Source organism: Methylibium rhizosphaerae (genome assembly GCF_006386545.1).
Taxonomy (GTDB): domain Bacteria; phylum Pseudomonadota; class Gammaproteobacteria; order Burkholderiales; family Burkholderiaceae_C; genus Pseudorivibacter; species Pseudorivibacter rhizosphaerae.
This window is the reverse complement of the sequence record NZ_SWAR01000011.1, coordinates 99680-116395: the sequence shown is the minus strand read 5'-3', so window position 1 is coordinate 116395 and position 16716 is coordinate 99680. Positions and strand designations below refer to the sequence as shown.

The 16716-nt window shown below is 67.5% G+C and carries 14 protein-coding genes and 1 pseudogene; all 15 read left to right on the top strand.

Annotated features, from left to right (window positions below):
• On the top strand, positions 1-1875 hold the full coding sequence (gene tssF, locus E8D38_RS10835) for a type VI secretion system baseplate subunit TssF (protein ID WP_140629118.1): 1875 nt from the start codon (positions 1-3) through the stop codon (positions 1873-1875).
• Positions 1875-2981: a type VI secretion system baseplate subunit TssG gene (gene tssG / locus E8D38_RS10830; RefSeq protein WP_140629114.1), complete on the top strand. Its 1107-nt coding sequence runs from the start codon at positions 1875-1877 to the stop codon at positions 2979-2981. Before tssF ends, tssG begins: the two co-directional genes overlap by 1 nt.
• 14 nt (positions 2982-2995) lie before the next feature.
• Positions 2996-5731 carry a type VI secretion system ATPase TssH gene (tssH, locus tag E8D38_RS10825; RefSeq protein ID WP_140629111.1) on the top strand — a complete coding sequence of 912 codons (2736 nt, stop codon included), beginning with the start codon at positions 2996-2998 and terminating at the stop codon, positions 5729-5731.
• Positions 5731-7125 carry a tetratricopeptide repeat protein gene (locus E8D38_RS10820; RefSeq protein ID WP_140629108.1) on the top strand — a complete coding sequence of 465 codons (1395 nt, stop codon included), beginning with the start codon at positions 5731-5733 and terminating at the stop codon, positions 7123-7125. Before tssH ends, E8D38_RS10820 begins: the two co-directional genes overlap by 1 nt.
• 2 nt (positions 7126-7127) lie before the next feature.
• On the top strand, positions 7128-7994 hold the full coding sequence (locus E8D38_RS10815) for a hypothetical protein (protein WP_140629105.1): 867 nt from the start codon (positions 7128-7130) through the stop codon (positions 7992-7994).
• The gene (locus E8D38_RS10810; RefSeq protein ID WP_140629102.1) at positions 7991-8380 is read left to right on the top strand and encodes a DUF7079 family protein; all 390 of its coding nucleotides are present in this window, start codon (positions 7991-7993) and stop codon (positions 8378-8380) included. Before E8D38_RS10815 ends, E8D38_RS10810 begins: the two co-directional genes overlap by 4 nt.
• A gap of 43 nt (positions 8381-8423) precedes the next feature.
• Positions 8424-10709, top strand: coding sequence for a type VI secretion system Vgr family protein (locus tag E8D38_RS10805; protein ID WP_140629099.1), 2286 nt, complete (start codon positions 8424-8426; stop codon positions 10707-10709).
• A gap of 13 nt (positions 10710-10722) precedes the next feature.
• Positions 10723-11283: a DUF6484 domain-containing protein gene (locus E8D38_RS10800; protein WP_219851713.1), complete on the top strand. Its 561-nt coding sequence runs from the start codon at positions 10723-10725 to the stop codon at positions 11281-11283.
• A 15-nt stretch (positions 11284-11298) separates the two neighbouring features.
• On the top strand, positions 11299-12315 hold the full coding sequence (locus E8D38_RS10795) for a DUF2169 family type VI secretion system accessory protein (protein ID WP_140629096.1): 1017 nt from the start codon (positions 11299-11301) through the stop codon (positions 12313-12315).
• Between the two features lie 13 nt (positions 12316-12328).
• Positions 12329-13402, top strand: a complete 1074-nt coding sequence (locus tag E8D38_RS10790) for a hypothetical protein (RefSeq protein ID WP_140629093.1) — start codon at positions 12329-12331, stop codon at positions 13400-13402.
• Positions 13403-13438: 36 nt separating this feature from the next.
• Complete coding sequence (locus tag E8D38_RS10785; protein WP_219851711.1) at positions 13439-13810, top strand: PAAR-like domain-containing protein; 372 nt, start codon at positions 13439-13441, stop codon at positions 13808-13810.
• The gene (locus E8D38_RS10780; RefSeq protein ID WP_140629087.1) at positions 13803-14294 is read left to right on the top strand and encodes a hypothetical protein; all 492 of its coding nucleotides are present in this window, start codon (positions 13803-13805) and stop codon (positions 14292-14294) included. Before E8D38_RS10785 ends, E8D38_RS10780 begins: the two co-directional genes overlap by 8 nt.
• A 77-nt stretch (positions 14295-14371) precedes the next feature.
• Entirely contained in the window at positions 14372-14830 is a 459-nt protein-coding gene (locus tag E8D38_RS10775) for a hypothetical protein (RefSeq protein WP_140629085.1), read from the top strand.
• 15 nt (positions 14831-14845) lie between these two features.
• The gene (locus E8D38_RS10770) at positions 14846-15844 is read left to right on the top strand and encodes a hypothetical protein (RefSeq protein ID WP_140629083.1); all 999 of its coding nucleotides are present in this window, start codon (positions 14846-14848) and stop codon (positions 15842-15844) included.
• Positions 15845-15919: 75 nt separating this feature from the next.
• A pseudogene (istA, locus tag E8D38_RS10765) lies at positions 15920-16533 on the top strand (IS21 family transposase); the annotation flags it as partial.
• Between the last annotated feature and the right edge of the window lie 183 nt (positions 16534-16716).

Sequence of the window (16716 nt, the reverse complement as noted above, 5' to 3'; positions counted from 1 at the left end):
ATGGACCCTCGGCTGCTTCGCTACTACAACCAGGAGCTCCAGCACCTGCGCGAGATGGGCGCGGAGTTCGCGCTGCAGTTCCCCAAGATCGCCGCACGGCTCGGCCTCGACGGCATCGAGGTGGCCGACCCCTACGTCGAGCGCCTGCTCGAGGGTTTTGCCTTTCTGGCCGCCCGGGTGCAGCTCAAGCTCGACGCCGAATTCCCGCGCTTCACGCAGCGGCTGCTCGAGATCGTCTACCCGAACTACCTGGCGCCCACGCCGTCGATGCTGATCGCGCAGTTCCAGACCGACCTGGGCGACGGCAACCTGGCGCGCGGCTTCACGCTGCCGCGCGGCAGCCTGATGCGCAGCTTCGCCGCCAAGGCGGACGGCACGGCCTGCCAGTTCCGCACCGGGCACGAGGTGACGATGTGGCCGCTCGAGGTGGCATCGGCCGAGTACTTCTCGTTCGCGCCCGACCTGCCGCTGGCGGCGCTGCCCATCGGCCGCAAGGTGAAGGCCGGCGTGCGCCTGAAGCTGCACGCCAGCGCCGGCCTGTCGTTCAACCAGATCGCGCTCGACCGGCTGAATGTCCACCTCTCCGGCGCCGACGACGTGGCCTACAAGCTGCATGAGCTGATCGTGGGTCGCACGCTCGGCGTGCTGGCGCTGCCGCCCGCCCGGCCGGTGGCGTGGCACCAGCTGCTGCCGGCTTCGGCCGTGCAGCCCGTCGGCTACGACGACGACGAGGCCCTGCTGCCCGTGTCGCTGCGCGGCTTCCAGGGCTATCGCCTGCTGCAGGAGTACTTCGCCTTCCCGCAGCGCTTCCTGTTCTTCGACGTGGCCGGCCTGGCGCCGGTGCTGCGGCGCCACGCGGGCGACGAACTCGAGCTGGTGCTGCTGTTCGACCGGGCCGACGCGGCGCTCGAGAACGTGGTCAACGCCAGCCACTTCTCGCTGCACTGCGCGCCGGCCGTCAACCTGTTCGAGCGCCGCTGCGACCGCATCCACGTGACCGAAGGCACCTGGGACTACCACGTGGTGCCCGACCGCACGCGGCCGATGGACTACGAGATCCACAGCCTCACCGAAGTCAACGGCTATGGCGTGGGGGCGGACAGCGAACGCAGCTTCCTGCCGTTCTACGCGGCCTTCCACACCGAAGACGCGGCGCATGCCGCCTACTACTCCATGCAGCGCGAGCCGCGCCTGCCGTCGATGGCGCAGAAGCGCCACGGCTCCCGCACCTCGTACATCGGCAGCGAGGTGTTCATCTCGCTGGTCGATCCGAAGGAGGCGCCTTTCTCGGACGACCTGCGCCAGCTCGCGGTGAGCGCGCTGTGCACCAACCGCGACCTGCCGCTGCTCATGCCGCTCGGCGCCGAGAAGGGCGACTTCATGCTGGAGCGCGCGGCGCCGGTGCAGGCCGTGCGCTGCCTGAAGGGGCCCTCGAAGCCGGGCTCGGTGATGCGCGAGGCGCAGGTGGCCTGGCGCTTCGTGAACCACCTGTCGCTCAACTACCTGTCGCTGCTCGATGCCGACGCCCACGAAGGCGCGGCGGCGCTGCGGCAGCTGCTGGAGCTGTATGCCGGCGGCGGCGACGACGGCCAGCGCAAGCAGATCGAAGGCATGCGCTCGGTGCGCACGCGGCCCACCACGCGGCGGCTGCCGGCGGCCGGGCCGATCACCTTCGGCCGTGGCGTGGAGGTGGAGCTCGAGGTCGACGAGTTCGCCTTCCGCGGTGCGAGCCCCTTCCTCTTCGGCAGCGTGATGGACCACTTCCTGGCGCGCCACGTGTCGATCAACTCGTTCACCGAAACCGTGCTGCGCTCGCAGGAGCGCGGCGAGGTCATGCGATGGAGGCCGCGGTGCGGAAGCCGGCCGATCATCTGATGCCAGCGACGCCACCGTCGGCGCGCGACGTTTTCTCCTCGCTGGCCGCCGAGCCGTACAGGCACGACTTCTTCATGGCCCTGCGCCGCATCGAATGCGCGTTCGCGTCGCTGCCGCGCCTGGGTACCGCGCCGCGCCCGGCCGGCGAGGCGCTGCGGCTCGGGCAGGAGCCGGCGCTCGACTTCGCACCGGCCGCGCTGTCGTCGCTGCGTCCCGGCAAGGAGGGCCGGCCGCCCCACCTGGCGGTGCGCTTCTTCGGGCTCTTCGGGCCCCAGGGGCCGCTGCCGCTGCACCTGGCCGACTATGCCCGCGAACGGGTGCTGCATCACGGCGACGAAACCTTCGTGCGTTTTGCCGATGTGTTCCACCACCGGCTGCTGCTGCTCTTCTACCGGGCCTGGGCCCAGGCGCAGCCCACCGTCAGCCTCGACCGGCCGGGGACCGACCGCTTCGCCGACTACGTGGGATCGCTGTTCGGCATCGGCACGCCGGCGCATCGCCACCGCGACGCGGTGAGCGACCATGCCAAGCTGTTCTTTGCCGGCCGCCAGGTGCGCCAGGTGCGCAATGCCGACGGCCTGGCCGCGGTGCTGACCGGCTACTTCAAGGTGCCGGTGCGGATCGAGTCCTTCGTGGGTCACTGGATGGAACTCCCCAAGAGCGAGCGCACCCGCCTGCCTTCGCGCGCCGACCGGACGCTGGGGGCGACCGCGCAGCTCGGCGTGGGCGCAGTGGCCGGCCACAAGGTGTGGGACCGGCAGCACAAGTTCCGCATCCATGTCGGACCGCTGGGCCTGGCCCAGTACCTGAACTTCCTGCCCACGGGCAGCGCCGTGGGTGCGCTGGCTGACTGGGTGCGCCACTACCTGGGACGCGAACTCGAATGGGACCTGCGCCTGGTGCTCAGGCGTGCCGAGGTGCCGGCGGTCGCGCTGGGTGGCCGCAGCCGCCTCGGCTGGGGCACCTGGCTCGGCAGGCGGCGGGAGGAAAGCGATGCCGACTCATTGACCCTGTACCCCGAACGCGACCGGGCGCGGCGGCGGGGTTGGGCCGCGCCGCCGCGCCGCCTTCAGCAGCAGCAAACGGGCGAGACGGCCTCACCCTAGCGGAGGAAACCACCATGGCAGACATCAGCCGCGTCGCACTGTTCGGCAAGCTCAACGGCCCGACCTACAAGGCCATCGAAGGCGCCACGGTGTTCTGCAAGCTGCGGGGCAACCCCTACGTCGAGCTGGAGCACTGGGTGGCGCAGCTGGTGCAGGCGCAGGACGGCGACTGGCACCGCATCATCAAGCACTACGGGCTCGACGTGTCGGTGCTGGCACGGGACATCACCACCGCGCTCGACCGCCTGCCGCGCGGCGCCACGTCGATCTCCGACCTGTCGGACAACATCACCAATGCGGTGGAGCGAGGCTGGGTGTACGGCTCGCTGATGTACGGCGACAGCGCGGTGCGCAGCGGCTACGTGCTGCTGGGCGCCCTGAAGACGAGCTTCCTGCGCAATGCCCTGTTCGCGATCTCGCGGCAGTTCGAGCGCATCAAGCCTGACGACCTTTCCGAGATGCTGCCCAGGATCGTGGCCGGCTCACCCGAGGACGGGCAGGGCCCGAGCGACGGCTCCGGGCTGGCCGGCGGCGCGGCGCCCGGCGAGGCGAGCGGGGCCATCGCCCCGGCCCAGATGGGCAGGCAGGAGGCGCTCAAGCGCTTCACGGTGGACCTCACCGCCCAGGCGCGCACCGGCAAGATGGACCCGATCGTCGGGCGCGACGAGGAAATCCGCCAGGTCATCGACATCCTGATGCGCCGCCGCCAGAACAACCCCATCCTCACCGGCGAGGCGGGCGTGGGCAAGACGGCGGTGGTCGAAGGCTTTGCCCAGCGCATCGTGCGGGGCGACGTGCCGCCCTCGCTGAAGGACGTGGAGCTGCGCACGCTCGACATTGCGCTGCTGCAGGCCGGCGCCAGCATGAAGGGCGAGTTCGAGCAGCGGCTGCGCTCGGTGATCGAGGAGGTGCAGGCCTCGCCCAGGCCCATCATCCTGTTCATCGACGAGGCGCACACCCTGGTGGGCGCGGGCGGCGCGGCCGGCACGGGTGACGCGGCCAACCTGCTCAAGCCGGCGCTGGCCCGCGGCACGCTGCGCACGGTGGCGGCCACCACCTGGGCCGAATACAAGAAGTACTTCGAGAAGGACCCGGCGCTGACCCGCCGCTTCCAGGTGGTGCAGGTCGACGAGCCCGACGAGAAGAAGGGCATCCTCATGCTGCGCGGGGTGGCCACCATGATGGAGAAGCACCACAAGGTGCAGATCCTCGACGAGGCCATCGAAGCCGCGGTGAAGCTGTCGCACCGCTACATCCCGGCCCGCCAGTTGCCCGACAAGGCGGTGAGCCTGCTCGACACCGCATGCGCGCGGGTGGCGGTGAGCCTGCATGCCACGCCGGCCGAGGTGGAAGACTCGCTGCGCCGCATCGAGGCGCTGGAGACCGAGCAGCAGATCATCGGCCGCGAAGCCTCCATCGGCATCGACACGGCCGAGCGCGAGGCGCAATGCACTGCGCTGCTGGAAGCCGAACGCGAGCGGCAGGCCGCGTTGAAGAAGCGCTGGGACGATGAAAAGGCGCTGGTCGATGAACTGCTCGCCATCCGCGGCAGGCTGCGCGGCGGCACCCGGCCGGTCGAAGGCACCGGCAGCAAGCTCGAGGCGGCGACCGATGCGCAGGCGCCCGAAGCCGACCGGCTCTCCGACGGCGAACGCGCCGACCTGCTGGAGCAGCTCAAGGGCGTGCAGGCCCGCCTCAGCGGGCTGCAAGGCGAAAGCCCGCTGATCCTGCCCACGGCGGACTACCAGGCGGTGGCCAGCGTGGTGGCCGACTGGACCGGCATCCCGGTGGGCCGCATGCAGCGCAACGAGATCGAGACGGTGCTCAAGCTGCCAACGCTGCTGGGGCAACGCGTCATCGGCCAGGACCACGCGATGGAGATGATCGCCAAGCGCATCCAGACCACGCGTGCCGGGCTCGACAACCCCAACAAGCCGATCGGCGTCTTCATGCTGGCCGGCACCTCCGGCGTGGGCAAGACCGAAACCGCGCTGGCCCTGGCCGAGGCCCTGTACGGCGGCGAACAGAACCTCATCACCATCAACATGAGCGAGTTCCAGGAGGCGCACACCGTCTCGACGCTCAAGGGCGCGCCCCCGGGCTACGTGGGCTATGGCGAAGGCGGCGTGCTCACCGAGGCGGTGCGCCGCAAGCCCTACAGCGTGGTGCTGCTCGACGAGGTGGAAAAGGCCCACTCCGACGTGCACGAGATCTTCTTCCAGGTGTTCGACAAGGGCTTCATGGAAGACGGCGAAGGCCGCTTCATCGACTTCAAGAACACGCTGATCCTGCTCACCACCAATGCCGGCACCGAGGTGATCGCGCGCATGTGCAAGGACCCGGAGCTGATGCCCGACCCCGAAGGCCTGGGCAAGGCGCTGCGCGAGCCGCTGCTGAAGATCTTCCCGCCCGCGCTGCTGGGCCGGCTGGTGACCATTCCGTACTACCCGCTGACCGACGAGATGCTGGGGCGCATCGTGAAGCTGCAGCTCGGGCGCATCAAGAAGCGCATCGAGGAGCGGCACAAGGTGCCGTTCGAGTACAGCGACGAGGTGGTGAAGCTCGTCGTCTCGCGCTGCACCGAAAGCGAATCGGGCGGCCGGATGATCGATGCCATCCTCACCAACTCCATGCTGCCGGCGCTCAGCCGGGAATTCCTCACCCGCATGATGGAAGGCGGTGCGCCGCAGGCGGTGAGGGTGGGCGTGAAGGACGGCGACTTCGACTACGCCTTCGAGGCCGCGACGTGATGAAACGCAACCGCCGGGTCATCAGGGCCCCCGCCGAGCTGGGCGTGCTTGAGGCGCTGCAGCTCGCGGTGACCGTGCATCGCCGCGGCGGGCTCGACGACGCCCAGAAGCTGTACGAGCGCATCCTGAAGGCAGCACCCGGCAACGCCGATGCCCTGCATTTCCTCGGCGTGCTGCAACACCAGCGCGGCCGCAGCGAGCGCGCGCTGGAACTCATCCGCCGCTCGATCGGAGCCAATGCCACGGTGCCGGACTGGCACAACAACGCCGGCAACGTGCTGCTCGAGATGGGCCGTGTCGACGAGGCCGCGCAGGCCTACGAAGAAGCCGCGCGGCTGGCGCCGGACCGGGCCGACATCCACAACAACCTCGGCGCGCTGCGGCGCCACCAGCAGCGGCCAGCCGAAGCCGAGGCGGCCTACCGCCGCGCCATCGAGCTCGATCCGAAGTACGCCGACGCCTACACCAACCTGGGCAGCCTGCTCGATGCGCTGGGCCGCAAGAACGAGGCGCTGGCCGCCTACTGCGAGGCGCTGGTGCTGAGGCCGCGCCACTCGCAGGCGCGCAAGCTGCTCGGGGTGGCCTACTACACGCTGGGCCGGCTCGACGAAGCCGCGCAGGTCTACCGCGAATGGATGGCCGAGGAGCCGGACAACCCGGTGCCGCGCCACTACCTGGCCGCCTGCACCGGCGAGAACGTGCCGCGGCGCGCCGACGACGGCTATGTGGAGAACGTGTTCGACCGTTTCGCCGACAGTTTCGATGCCAAGCTGGCGAAGCTGCACTACCGGGCGCCCGAGCTGATCGCGCAGGCGGTGGCCGGGCTCTGCGGCGAGCCCCGTCGCGCACTCGAGGTGCTCGACGCCGGCTGCGGCACCGGCCTGTGCGGCCCGCTGCTGGCGCCCTATGCGCGCCGGCTCGACGGGGTGGACCTCTCTGCGCAGATGCTGGCCAAGGCGGAGCCGCGGCAGGTGTACGACCGGCTGGCCCGGGCCGAGCTCACCGCCTTCATCGAGGCCGCGCCGGCGCAGGGCTACGACCTCATCGTGTCGGCCGACACGCTGTGCTACTTCGGCGAGCTGCACGGCGTGGCGCGCGCCGCCACGCATGCACTGCGCCCGGGCGGCGGCTTCATCTTCACCGTGGAGGCGCTCGACGCCGACCCGCCGGGCGCGGGCTACCACCTCAATCCGCATGGCCGCTACAGCCATGCGCAGGCCTATGTGCGCGAGGCGCTGGAGGCGGCCGGCCTCGCGCCGGTCACGCTGCAGCGTGTGCACCTGCGCACCGAAGGCGGCAAGCCGGTCGAGGGCTGGCTGGCCACGGCACAGGCAGCGGCATCGCCGGCCACCGATGCCGCCGCGCGTGAAGACGCCGCGGCGCAGGGAGCCTGACCATGGCGGGCGGCGGCGCACCCGGAGTCACCTGCGTGCAGACGCGGCCGACCGCGCCGCTGCCCGACGGCAGCCTGTGCCTGCAGCCCAGCGCGATGCCGGGATCCGTAGGCTCGCCGGCGAGCCGGGTGCAGGAATTCGACGCGTTGCGGCAGGCGCTCGCGGCGATGGAGGCCACGGCGCTCAATTTCGGGCGGGCCTTCATCAACGATGCCGGCGTGCGCGAGAACTACGTGCGCAAGATCGGGCAGATGGCCCAGCAGGTGCTGGCCGATGTGCGTGCCGGCCGCGCCACCGCGCAGGAAGGCGCCCGTTTCGCGGTGGAAATGCGCAACGCCATCATGGAAGAGGCCAGGCTGCAGAGCAGCGTGATGGGACGTGCGCAGGCGGAGCGCCTCAAGGCGGCCGGCAAGCCGCTGGCTGCGCTGGTGGACGAAAAGGTGGCCAAGCTATTCCCCGGGCGCACCTTCGCCCAGCTCAGCGTGGTGGAGCGGCGCCAGGTGTTCGAAAGCATCATCGAGTCGGCCGGGCGCTCGCGAGCGAGCGTCACCTCGAGCATTCCGCGCTGGCGTCTGGTGGGCCGCGGCTGCCTGGTGTTCACCGTGGCCGTGTCGACCTACAACATCTGGACGGCCGAGAACAAGGTGCATGCCGGCCTGCGCGAGGGCCTGGTGCTGGGCGGCGGGGCGGCCGGCGGGGCGCTGGCCGGGGCCGCCACCGGGCTGGTGTGCGGACCGGGTGCGCCGGTGTGCAGCACGGCGCTGTTCATCGTGGGGGGCATCATGGGGGCGCTGGCCGGCAGCACGGCCGCAGACCTCTACGACGAACAGTTGCGCGAGTTCGCCGACTGGCTGGGAGAAGGCTTTTGAACGACACCAACGACGACACCCACGCCGGCGCGCGCCTGCGAGCAGCACGCGCGGCGTTGTCGGAGCTGTTCCTCGACACCGAGCTCGACGAGCGCGACCTGGCGCGCATCGCCCAGGTGGTGACGGGCACCGGCCTGCGCCGCGATGAGCTGGAGCACGTCTTCACCGAGGAGCTGGAGCCCCTGCTGGCAGGCAACCTGAACGTGCCGGCGGGCGAGTGGCAGGGCTTCGACATCGACTGGATCGAAGCGCAGATCCGCGAGCGCGCCGGGCAGGGCGCCGTGCGCAAGGCCATGGGCCGCGCGATGCGCGCGGTTCGCGGCGCGAGCGCCGCCCGGGCCGACTGGGTCAGGCTCAAGGCCCTGCTGGCCGCGAAGGAGGCCTGAGCATGCGAGCGCGAGACCATCACATCGAAGGAGGGAGCCCACCATGCCACGCGTGATGGAGATCGCCACCCCTCTGGGCGCCGACGTGCTGCTGTTCCGCTCGATGAGCGCGACCGAGGAGATGGGCCGCCTGTTCGAGTACCAGATCGAGGTGCTCTCGAAGAAGAACGACGTCAACCCCGACGAGATCCTCGGCAAGAACGTCACGGTGAAGCTGGAGCTGGCGGAAGGCGGCGGGCCGCGCTGCTTCGACGGCTACGTGACGCGCTTCGGCCTCGTGGGCGTGACCGGCCGCTACTTCCGCTATCGCTTCACCGCGCGGCCCTGGCTCTGGCTGCTCACCCGCACGAGCGACTGCCGCATCTTCCAGAAGAAGAAGGTGCCCGACATCGTGAAGGAGATCTTCGACAAGTACCCCGCGGCCGCCTTCGAGAACCGCCTGACCGGAAGCTACAGCGAGTGGGACTACTGCGTGCAGTACCGCGAGACCGACTTCAACTTCGTGAGCCGCCTGATGGAGCACGAGGGCATCTACTACTTCTTCGAGCACAAGGACGGCAAGCATACGCTGGTGCTGGCCGACAGCCCGAGCGCCCATTCTCCGTTCGAGGGCTATGGCAGCGTGCCGTTCATCCCGCACGACCGCGGCGGCCGGCTCGATCAGGAGTACGTGGGCGACTGGCTGTTCGACCGCGAGATCCAGACTGGCGCCTACATGCTCGAGGACTACGACTTCACCAAGCCGAGCACCGACCTGCGCGTGTCCACCAAGCACAAGCGCGAGCATGCCGAGGCGGCAGGCGAGTTCTACGACTACCCCGGCGAATACAACGTCAACGCCGACGGCGAGCATTACGTTCGCACGCGGCTCGAAGAACTGCAGTGCTGCCACGAGCGTGCCATGGGTGCGGGCAACGCACGCGGCATCGCGGCCGGCTGCCTGTTCAAGCTGACCGGCCAGACGCGTGAAGACCAGAACCGCGAATACCTGGTCGTCTCCGCCAGCACGGAGTTCGAGTTCGACGAATACGAGTCGCAGATGTCCAGCGGGCCGCGCTTTCGCTGCAACTTCACCGCGCTGCCCAGCCGCGAGCCTTTCCGCTCGCAACGCCTGACGCCCAAGCCCATCGTGCAGGGGCCGCAGACCGCCGTGGTGGTGGGACCCAAGGGCGACGAGATCTACACCGACGAGTACGGCCGCGTGAAGGTGCAGTTCCATTGGGACCGGCTGGGCAAGCAGGACGAGAACAGCTCCTGCTGGGTGCGCGTGTCGCAGCCCTGGGCCGGCAAGAACTGGGGCTTCATGCAGATCCCGCGCATCGGCCAGGAGGTCGTGGTCGACTTCCTGGAAGGCGACCCCGACCAGCCCATCATCACCGGACGCGTCTACAACGCCGAGCAGATGCCGCCGTGGGGCCTGCCCGACAACAAGACCCAAAGCGGCGTGCTCACACGTTCGACCACCGGCGGGGCTGCCGCCAACGCCAATGCGATCCGCTTCGAGGACAAGAAGGGCGCGGAGCAGCTGTGGATCCACGCCGAGAAGAACCAGGACATCGAAGTCGAAAACGACGAGACGCACTGGGTCGGGCATGACCGCACCAAGACGATCGACAACGACGAGACCGAACACGTCAAGCACGACCGCAAGAAGACGATCGACAACAACGAGACCGTCACCGTAGGCGTGGACCGCACCGAAAGCGTCGGCAACAACGAAAGCATCACGATCGGTGTGAACCGCACCGAAAGCGTGGGCGCCAATGAAGACATCACGATCGGCGCCAACCGCACGGAAAGCGTGGGCGCCAACGAAACCATCAACATCGCCAGCAACCGCTCCATCACGGTGGGTGCGAGCGAAACCGCCACCGTGGCGCTGCAGCGCACGCACAGCGTGGGGGTGAACGAAACCATCGCGATCGGCGCGGCGCAGGAAGTGGCCATCGGCGCAGCACAGACCATCGCGGTGGGTGCGGCTCAGAGCATCACCGTGGGCGCAAACCAGTCCACCAGCGTGGGGGCGAAGCAGAGCCTCGACGTGGGCGCGGATCGCAGCGTCAGCGTGGGCGGCGGGCAGACCACCAAGGTGGGCAAGGCGCGCAGTGCGGACGTGGGGCAGGACGACAGCCTGAAAGTCGGCAAGAACCTCGTCATCGATGCCGGCGACTCCGTGACCATCAAGACCGGCAGCGCCAGCATCACGATGAAGAAGGACGGGACGATAACGATCAAGGGCAAAGACATCACGATTGATGGCTCGGGAAAGATCAACGTGAAGGCGAGCAGCAACGTGGTGATCAAGGGTTCGAAGGTCTTGCAGAACTGAACGAGGGCAACTCATGGGTGGAAGACTCGAAGGTCCAGATGCCGGCGGTGCGCCGCAAGTCATCGAGGCGGCCGACGACAGCGTTGCCTTGCTGCGCCAACTCGTGCAAACCCCGCAGCGCGACAACGCTGCGTTTGGCGGCAGAGCCGGCAACGGCGTGGCGATGGGTGAACTGGTGGCTCTGGCCGACGACGGGCGTACGCCGCTGGTTGTCGATCCATCGGTGCCCGACGCGGCTGCCTGCCGTGCGCGGACGGTGATCGACCTGCACGCCGCCCACATCGGGCGGCAAGTCGTGCTGATGTTCGAACACGGTGATCCGGCCCGGCCCATCGTGATGGGTGTGCTGCAGGGCGAAGCCGCCTGGCCGCTGGCTGAAAGGCCGCCTCAGGTCGAAGTGACGGCCGACGGCGAACGCATGGTGGTGAGCGCAAAGGAGCAACTGGTACTGCGCTGTGGCAAGGCCAGCATCACGCTCACGAAGGCCGGCAAGGTGCTGCTCGAAGGTTCGTATGTGCTCAGCCGCTCGACTGGTGTGAACCGCATCAAGGGCGGCTCAATCCAGCTCAACTGATCGCGCCCGTCGGCCATGTGGCTCATTGCAAATCAAACACCGTTTGCAGCCGACTATGGCTGGCTGCGAGACGGGGCCGGCAACAAGCTCTGGCTGGTGGTCGTGAAGGCGACGTTCGACATCCAACCCGATGGCAGTTGCCGCCTCGCCGCAAAGAACGACCCGGTGCGGCAGATCGCCCAGCCGTACAGCGAGTTCGGGCAAAGCAGCTTGCAGTACGAGTCGGACCTGTTCGCGTTGAAGCCCGCCACTGACATCCTTGTGTGTGGCGATGCCATCGTTCCGCGCGGCAGGCTGGCCACGTCGGTCGACGTCGCGTTGCGCACCGGATCTATCCACAAGCGCTTGCGGGTCACCGGAGACCGCACCTGGAAACGGCATGTGCTCGGTTTGAAGATCTCCGACCCCGAGCCGTTCGAGCGTATGCCCATCACCTACGAACGCGCCTATGGTGGATGGGACCGCTCGTCTTCAGACCCCAAGGATCACCGCCTTGATGAACGCAACCCTGTGGGCACCGGATTCGCCGTCCGCGCAGAAAACTGCGAAGGCACGCGGCTACCCAACATTGAATACCCCGGCGACTTGATCGGCAACTGGAAAGACCGTCCGGCGCCGGCCGGCTTCAACGCCATCGATTGCGCCTGGTCGCCTCGACGCGAGCTTGCCGGCACATATGACGAGCAATGGCGCAAGACACGCTTCCCGCTGTGGGCCGCCGACTTCAACCCCCGCTACGGCAACTGCGCTCCCGCGGACCAACAGGCTGACGGCTACCTTGAGGGCGGAGAGCACGTCGAGGTGAACGGAATGTCGGAGTCGGGTGTCCTCGCCTTCGACATTCCCAAGGTGAAGTTCGGCTTTCGCACACGCTTCGGGAGCAAGCGTGTGGACCACGAAGGCCAGTTGTGCACCGTCATCATCGAGCCGAATGCCGCCCGCCTGGTGCTCGCCTGGCAGACCTCGCTCATCTGCAATCGGCGCGCCGACGAGCTCGACGAAACGCTGGTGGTCGAGAAGCGGGCCGCATGATGGAAGCGCAGCCATGAACCCGGCCATCAAGGTGTCCGCCTGGGCGTGCGACGGCTCGGAGCAGATCATGGTCGTCGGCATCGGGGCCCGCACCGCCATCGGTGCCAGCGCGCCTGCCACGGCGGCTGCGGTGCGCGGCGGCATCTCAGGCCTCGCGCTCAACCCCCTCTTCGTCGACAACTCCGGAGAGGTGGTGCAGTTTGCGGCAGACCCCTTCATCGACCCCGATGTCGCGATCAAGCAGCGCATGCTCGACATGCTGCGGGCGGCTGCCAGTGAAGCATTAGGCCCGACGAACTCGGGGGGGCGGATCGTTCCCGACTGTTGTGTGCTGGCCCTGCCGGAGCCACGAGCCGGCCTGCCTGTCGACCTCGAAGCGCAGCTGTCTGCCGCCGTGGCGGCCGACCTCGGTCTGCCGACGCAGGCGATACGTGTCCTGCCACGCGGGCATGCGGGCGGCCTCCTGGCGCTGCAGGCCGGCGCGCGGTGGCTGGCCCAGGCCCAGTACCAGGCCGTGCTGGTGATCGGTGTCGACTCCTACCACGACGAACAGACCATCCGATCGCTTGAGATCCATCACCGGCTCAAGACCCAAGACATCCGCGGCGGCTTCGCGCCCGGTGAAGCAGCCGGCGCCTGCCTGCTCGTGCGGCAAAGCGTTGTGCAACGCACCGGCCGGCCCGCACTTGCGCGCATTCACTCGGGTGCCACCGCCTTGGAGCCGAACCCTTTGCGCTCAAACGAGCCCAGCCTCGGTGAGGGCCTGACCGCCGTCATTGCCACTGTCACGCAAAACCTCAAGCTGCCTCAGGAACAGATCACCCTCACCTACTGCGACCTGAACGGCGAGCGCTTCCGCAATGAAGAGTTCGCTTTCGCAATGCTTCGCACCCAGGACGCATTCCGCGACGCCCACGACTACGTGTCGCCGGCCGACTGCTGGGGCGATGTGGGTGCGGCATCCGGGCCGCTGTTCGTGACGCTGGCCGTTGCATCCAAGTTGCGTGGGCATGCCAAGGGCCACCACCTGCTGCTGTGGGCCGGCTCAGACAGCGGCTACCGCTCGGCCATCGCGCTCGAAATCTAAGACCGCAGGGAGACATTCCAAATGATGAGCGTCGGGGTGAACCCGCCCAAGACACCGGTGACCGAGGGCAGCATGGGCATGGCGCCCGCAGACATCCCGAACATCTGCAAGATGCCAGGCCCGCCCGCGCCCTTCATTCCGACGCCGCTGCCAAACATCGGCCAATCTCGTGACCGACTCAGCGATGCCACATCGACGGTCAAGATCGAAGGCAAGAAGATCGCCATCAAGGGCTCGTACTTCATGAGCCAGCCTTCGCCCGACGTGGCGAGCCAGGGAACTGGCGGCGGAGTCGTGTCTGCCCAGACGCAGGGTAAGACCAAGTTCGTAGCACCGGGTTCGATGGATGTGAAGGCCGAAGGCAAGAACATCCAGCTTCTCGGCGATGCCATGACCAACAATGGCTGACAACACACTGACCTCGGCGGGTGAAAAGCAGACGCCCAACACCGGCCCGCTGAAATGCGGCGACGTCGCCACCTACCGCGAGCAAGGCAAGCAGAAGACCAACAAGCAGAACCGCGATCACGTGCCGGCCACCGCGTCGATGCTTGCGGCCTCGGAACCGCACGCCAAGGGCCTGACCAAGAAGCAGCGCAAGTGCTTCAGAAGGTTCGTCAAAATGGATGCGCTGACAGTGGCCATCCCAGGAGGCGTTCACAGAAAGCACAGCCGCACCTATGGCGGCAAGGGTGGCCAGACACGGATCAAGAACGACGTTGCGAATCTGGACAAGGCGGCCGATGACGACTTCGATGCCATCGAGCCTCACCTTTCCGAAGAGTGCAAGAAGAAGTACAAAGAAGCAAGAGAGAAGATCAAGGCCCAACTGCCGGACAAGCATTTCAAGGAATGCCGAGCCAAGGCGCTGGACCCCAAGCAGTGCAAGTGAGCCACGCCGCGCGCGGGCGCTAACGCCGTCGCCGCGAACCGTCATCATCATCGGGAGAACATCAAATGAGCATGGGAATGTGGATCGAACTCCTCGGCAAAAGCCAGGACGACCCGCAAGTCAAGGCTGCGTTGGCCGCAGCCGGCGTGAAGAAGCTTCCAAAGCGGGACAAGGACGATCCCAGCGTCATCTTCGAACTCAAGGGCCAGCACCTGTGGCTGGAGATGACCGACGAGGCCTATCAAAACGACTTAACGGATCAAGACATCGGCGAAGGTCCGCTGCTCTTGACCTCGGTTGAAGCGGCCCTCAGCCCTGGCAAGCCGAAGGGCGGCTACCAGGGAAGCCTTCCCCTCGGACTATCTGCAGGCATGACCCAGGCCGATGTGCGGCGTGTGCTGGGTGAACCATCGACCATCATCGACGACGTTCCGGCCGACATATGGCTGCGCGACGGCCTGGAGGTGAACGTGACCTACACCCAAGACCTGAAGTTCCAGACCTTGGCCCTCACCCTGCCGCGGGTGGGAAGCTGAGCCTGCACACCGCCGATGAACCCGAACGACCTGATTGCGCTGCTGGGGCGTCCAGCCACCGACCCTCTCGTCGAAGGTGCGCTGCAGCACCATGCCGTTCGCAATCGGCCGGAAGTCGAAATCGATGAGGAAGACGCCGACGGGCCCGTCGTCGAAACGCAGTCCTGGGTGAAGAATTCGCGCCGCGGCATCGAGTTCGGGTTCGATGACGAGGCCGCCTGGCTCGGCCTCGACGAAACAGAGTTCGGCAAGCGGCCCATGCTGCTGACGCAGCTCTACCTGTACGGGCAGCACCCCAATGTGCGCCCCTACCCCTGCCCGCTGCCATTCGGCCTCAAGCTCACTGACGACCGCGCCACGGTCCGCCGGAAGATGGATGCGATCGGGTCCAACCGCCATTCCTACGTGCGCGACACGTGGGACGTGCAGGGGAACCTAGTGATCGTGAGCTATGCCGCAGGGGGCAGCTGCATAGCCTGCGTTCTGTGCGAGTTGATGGAACCTCCATTGCCGCCGCTCGGCTATGCGCTGGCTGCGCCACCGTCCATCGACAGCCTCGTCGCCTTGCTGGGCCTCCCCTTGAGCGACCCTGCTGTGGACCAGACGCTCGGTCCCTTCGGGCTCCAAGACCACCTGGCGCAGATCCGCGAGACGAGCACCTGCGACCTGTGCGATCCGTACGGCCTCATGGTCGAGTTCACGGCACCGCAACCGGCACGCGGCGGCACGCTGCAAGAGGCCTTGCTCATCGGCATGACTTTCTGCCGAGAGCGCGAACTTGGTGCACGCGCTTGGCGGGGCGGCCTGCCATTCGACCTGAGCTTCGAGGATTCGCCAGAAACCGCCGAGCGCAAACTGGGCCGGGCCCCTGACGAGCGCCTCGACGATCCATACAGCGGCATTGCGCTGTGGCACGAACCGGACTTCTCGCTTCGCATCTTCTACAGCACGGTGGAAAACCGCTTGGCTCGCGTGAGCCTCATCGCGCCTGGGGTCTGGAAGAAGACGGCATGACGCTGTGATTTCCATCCGGAACTGACCCACGCAAGAACCCTAACCTGCTGCTTTGAGTGGCAGACAGCAAGAGGAGTGATTGACGTGGCGACACTGAGTGTCATCCGGCGGTGGGCACTGCGAGAGCAGCTGTCCATCCGCAAGATAGCCCAGCGCACCGGCCTGTCTCGGAACACCATCAAGAAGTACCTGCGCGCCGAAGTGGCCGGGCCACGCTACGCCAAGCGCGTGAGCCCGAGCAAGCTCGACGCGTATGCCGACAAGCTCTCGGGCTGTCTCAAGACTGAGGCGACGGAGTCGCGCAAGCAGCGGCGCACACTCAAGCAGATGCACGCCGACCTGGTGGCACTGGCTTTGACGCCTCCTACAACCGCGTGGCCGCGTTCGCGCGCGCGTGGACGGCAAAGCGCCACGAGGCCGAACAGACCAGCGGGCGCGGCACCTTCGTGCCGCTGGCGTTCAGCGCCGGAGAAGCCTTCCAGTTCGACTGGAGCGAGGACTGGGCGGTCATTGCTGGGGAGCGCACCAAGCTGCAGGTGGCGCACTTCAAGCTCAGCCACTGCCGGGCGTTCCTGCTGCGCGCCTACCTGCTGCAGACCCACGAGATGCTGTTCGACGCGCACAACCACGCCTTCTCGGTGCTCGGCGGTGTGCCGCGGCGAGGCATCTACGACAACATGCTCACCTCTCGAGTCGCCTGCTGGGCCTTTGAGCTAGATGCCGCCTACATGTTGTTGGATGATCATCCTCAGGAAGTCTTGGTAGACGGGCCGGTGTGCCTTGCGTTGACAACAGTGCTCAATGTGCTCTACGGGTTTGACGGAGGCAACGCGCAAAGCGACGCGGCGATAGCCGAACAGGTAGCTCTGCAC